Origin of the sequence: Actinotalea ferrariae CF5-4 (assembly GCF_000603945.1) — a bacterium.
Lineage (GTDB): Bacteria > Actinomycetota > Actinomycetes > Actinomycetales > Cellulomonadaceae > Actinotalea > Actinotalea ferrariae.
Window position 1 is genome coordinate 1 of the sequence record NZ_AXCW01000320.1, and the last position, 3,924, is coordinate 3,924.

At 74.5% G+C, this 3,924-nt stretch carries 2 protein-coding genes; one reads left to right on the forward strand and one right to left on the reverse strand.

All coding sequences use genetic code 11. The features are described from left to right. Positions 1-472 precede the first annotated feature (472 nt). The gene (locus N866_RS17035) at positions 473-2,572 is read left to right on the forward strand and encodes an elongation factor G (protein WP_034228733.1); all 2,100 of its coding nucleotides are present in this window, start codon (positions 473-475) and stop codon (positions 2,570-2,572) included. A gap of 97 nt (positions 2,573-2,669) precedes the next feature. On the opposite strand, the gene N866_RS21085 is transcribed toward N866_RS17035, so the two are convergent. Continuing rightward, the gene (locus tag N866_RS21085) at positions 2,670-3,605 is read right to left on the reverse strand and encodes a type IV toxin-antitoxin system AbiEi family antitoxin domain-containing protein (protein ID WP_155855446.1); all 936 of its coding nucleotides are present in this window, start codon (positions 3,603-3,605) and stop codon (positions 2,670-2,672) included. Positions 3,606-3,924: the final 319 nt, after the last annotated feature.

The following is a 3,924-nucleotide window of genomic DNA, read 5'->3' on the forward strand; positions in this document are numbered from 1 at the left end:
CCGTCACCCGTCACCCGTCACCCGTAGGAGATGGGAGCGTGCACAGCCCGGAAGAAGGGACCTTGGTCCCCTTCACCCGCCCCGTGACCGTTTCGTAACGTGATCAACAGTTCTTCACCCGGGCGCGAGAGCGACCGGCGGCCCTCCGGGGTCGAGCGGAGACCGTGACGCCCTGTGCAGGCGAGACGGCCCGCCTGCGTGGTGCCGGCACCGGTGCGCAACGGTGCTGGACCGCGACCGTCCACAGCGTCGTGCGGCGCGCATCGAACGGGGTCGACCAGGCTCACCTGGCCGACCCCGTCGTGCTGTCGGGCGCCTCCGCGGCCACCCGGGTGACTGCGTCCGCCTGCCGCCCCGGGGCGTCGTCGTCGGCACACGTGCGGCCGGGCCGTCGAGGGCCAGTGGTCCTGTTGCCGCCGACCGCCCGTGACTAACCTGCCGCCAAGGGCCACTCCAACGAAGGAGATCCGTCATGGACCAGGCAGCGACGCCGAGGATCCGCAACGTGGCCCTGGTGGGCCACAGCGGTGTCGGCAAGACGACACTCGTCGAGGCACTCCTGCACCGCGCGGGCACGATCCCGCGCATGGGGCGCATCGAGGACGGCAGCACGGTGTGCGACACCGAGCCCGAGGAGATCAAGCGGGGCATCTCGCTCTCCCTGGCGGTCGCCCCCTTTCCGTGGACCGCACCCGACGGCGTGACCTACCAGGTCAACCTCCTCGACACCCCCGGCTACGCCGACTTCGCGGGCTCGGTCGACGCGGCGCTGCAGGTCGCCGACCTCGCCGTCGTCGTGGTCAGCGCCGTGGACGGCGTGGAGGTCGGGACCGAGGCCGTCTGGGAGCGCTGCGTGGCGCTCGGCGTGCCCCGGCTCGTGTTCGTGACCAAGGAGGACAAGCCGCGCGCCGACTTCCACCGCGTCCTGGACCAGCTCCGGGCGCGGTTCGGGACGGGCTTCGTCGCCCTCGAGCTGCCGCTCGGCGAGGAGGAGCGCCTGCACGGCGTCGCGGACGTCCTGTCCGACCAGGCCTTCGAGTACGACGGCGACGGCACCCACCACACCGGCCCCATGCCCGACGACGTCGCGGACGAGGAGCGCCGCCTCCACGACGAGGTCACCGAGGAGATCGTCTCCGGGGACGACGAGCAGCTCGAGCGGTACCTGTCCGGCGACATGCCGACGGCGGCCGAGCTCGGCCGCACGCTCGCGCACGAGGTGCTCGACGGCACGGAGTTCCCCGTCGTGCTGGGCTCGGCGGCCACCGGCGTCGGGGTGGACCGCCTGGCGGACTTCCTCTGCGAGATCGGCCCGGCCCCCCGTCCCGTGACGGTGCGCGTGGGCGCGAACGGCGACGGGGCGGAGGTCGAGGTCGCGCCCGACCCGTCCGGCGACCCGCTCCTGCACGTGTTCCGCACGGTCGCGGACCCATTCGTCGGCCAGGTGTCGCTGTTCAAGGTGCTGAGCGGCACGGTCCGCAACGACGACCGCCTCGTCAACGCCGTGACCGGTGCCGAGGAGCGCCTGCACGGGCTGTTCCACCTCCGCGGCAAGGAGCACCTGCCCACGGACGCCGTCGTCGCCGGGGACATCGCGGCCGTGGCGAAGCTGGCCGGCTCCCCCACCGGGTCGACGCTCGCGCGCAGGTCGACGCCCGTCGTCGTCCCCGCGCCGCCGGCGCGCCGCCCGGTCTACGGGCTGGCGCTCACGCCCGTCACCCAGTCCGACGACGACAAGCTGTCCGGCGCGCTGCAGCGCCTCTGCGCCGAGGACCCCTCGCTGCTCGTGGACCGCACGACCGAGGGCGGGGCCGCCGCGGGTGGGCACAGCCAGACGGTGCTGCGCGGGACCGGTGACGTGCACGTCGCGGTGGCGCTGGAGAAGCTCGCCCGCAAGTTCGGCGTGAACGTCACCACGGCGCCCGTGCGGGTCGCGTACCGGGAGACGATCGCCGGCCCCGCCGACGTCGAGGGCAAGATCAAGAAGCAGTCCGGCGGCCACGGGCAGTTCGCCGTGGTGCAGCTGCGGGTCACGCCGCGCGGGCACGGCGAGGGCAGCGAGTTCGTCGACTCGGTCGTCGGCGGGGCGATCCCGCGCAACTACATCCCGGCCGTCGAGCGCGGCGTGATGGACCAGATGGCCGCGGGCGGGCTGCACGGGTTCCCCGTGGTCGACGTGCGGGTCGAGTGCTACGAGGGGAAGTACCACTCGGTGGACTCCTCGGACATGGCGTTCCGGACGGCCGCGTCGATCGGCCTCAAGGAGGCGATGGCCAAGGCGGGCACGGTCGTGCTCGAGCCCGTGTCGCACGTCCGGGTGGTCGTGCCCGGCGAGCTCCAGGGCGACGTCATGGGCGACCTCAGCGGCCGGCGCGGACGGATCAGCGGCACCGACGTCCTCGCGGACGGGCGGTCGGTGATCGAGGCGACCGTGCCGGAGGCGGAGCTGGCCCGGTACGTCATGGACCTGCGCTCGCTGACCGGTGGTCGGGGCACCTTCACCGCCGAGCACAGCCACTACGACGTCGTGCCCGCGCACCTCGTGGACCGCCTGGCCGTCCCGGTCGGCTGACCCACCCGCACCCACCCACCCGCACACCCGAACGGGGAAGGTTCGTGGCGCCTGGCGCCACGGACCTTCCCCGTTCGTGCCGATGTCGGACCGCGGGTCAGCGGACCGGGCAGGACGGGGAGCACGGTCGCGGCGTCCCGGCCCAGCCCCGCGACCGGAGCGCGGCGACGACCTGGGCCGCCGTCCGGCACGGTGACCCTGCGACGTGCGACCACCGGTAGCGCAGGGTGAGCTCGCTGTACGCGACGGCGACGGCGTTGTCGCGCCACACGTCGTCGTCGACGCGCCCCTCGTGGGCGACACGGCCGTCGAGCTCGACCCTCACCCCGGTGCCCTCGTAGATCGCGTCCGCCCGCACCCACCGCTCCCCGAGCCGCTGCCACTGCTGGAGTGCCGCTCGCGGAAGACCGTGGCGCCGCTCGACGTCACGGTGGTACCGCAGCTCGAGCGCGGACTCGACACCCTGCGCCGCAGCCTCGAGGAGCTCCTGGAGCAGCCGGCGGCGGCGGACCCTCGACCGGTCCCGGAGCGCCTGGAGGACCTCCTCCGGCCGGGTGCCGGCCCGCACTGCCGCGGTGACGACGGCGACGGCGTCGTCGGTCGTGCGCGCCGCGCCGACCAGGTCCACCACCGTGGCGCCGGGGGCGACGACCGTCAGCCGTCCCCGGACCACGGTGAGCATCCTGCGGCGGTGGATCCTGACGCTCGGACCGGGCCGGACCCGTCGGCTGTGGGGCACGCAGAGGTCGATGACCTGGGGCGCCGGGGACCATCCGTGCAGGAACGCCGCGGAGCGGTGGCTGAGGGCCGCGTCCTGGCCGGCGTGGAGGAGGGCGGCACGGGCACGAGCCCGCCAGGGCACCGGACCCGCGTGGACCACGTAGACCCCGGGATGCAGCCGTTGCCACTGACCGGACCGCACCTGACGCTGCACCCAGCTCCGTTCGACGCCCGCCCCCGACAGCTCGGCCGCGCTGAGGACGAGGTCGTGGCGTCGGGCGATGGCCAGGACGCGGAGGCGGTCCACTCCCATCCGCCGACGATCGCGCCACGGCGGCGGACGCCGCGAGACGGCCCCGGCACCCGGTGCATGCGACCCCCACGGACGCCCCTGTGGACGGCCGACCCGTGCCGGTCCCACACGATCGGGGAAGGTCCGCGGCGCCATCCGCCACCGACACTCCCCGATCAGCGCTGCTGGGGCGGGGTGGGGGCGGGATCGAAGCGGGGTGGGCGCCGGCGGAGGCCGGTCACACACGATCGGGGAGGGTCCGTGGCGGCCATCCGCCACCGAGGTTCCCCGATGACGGCTGTGGGTGGAGGGGGGCGTGGTGGGGCGGCGGGACCGCGGC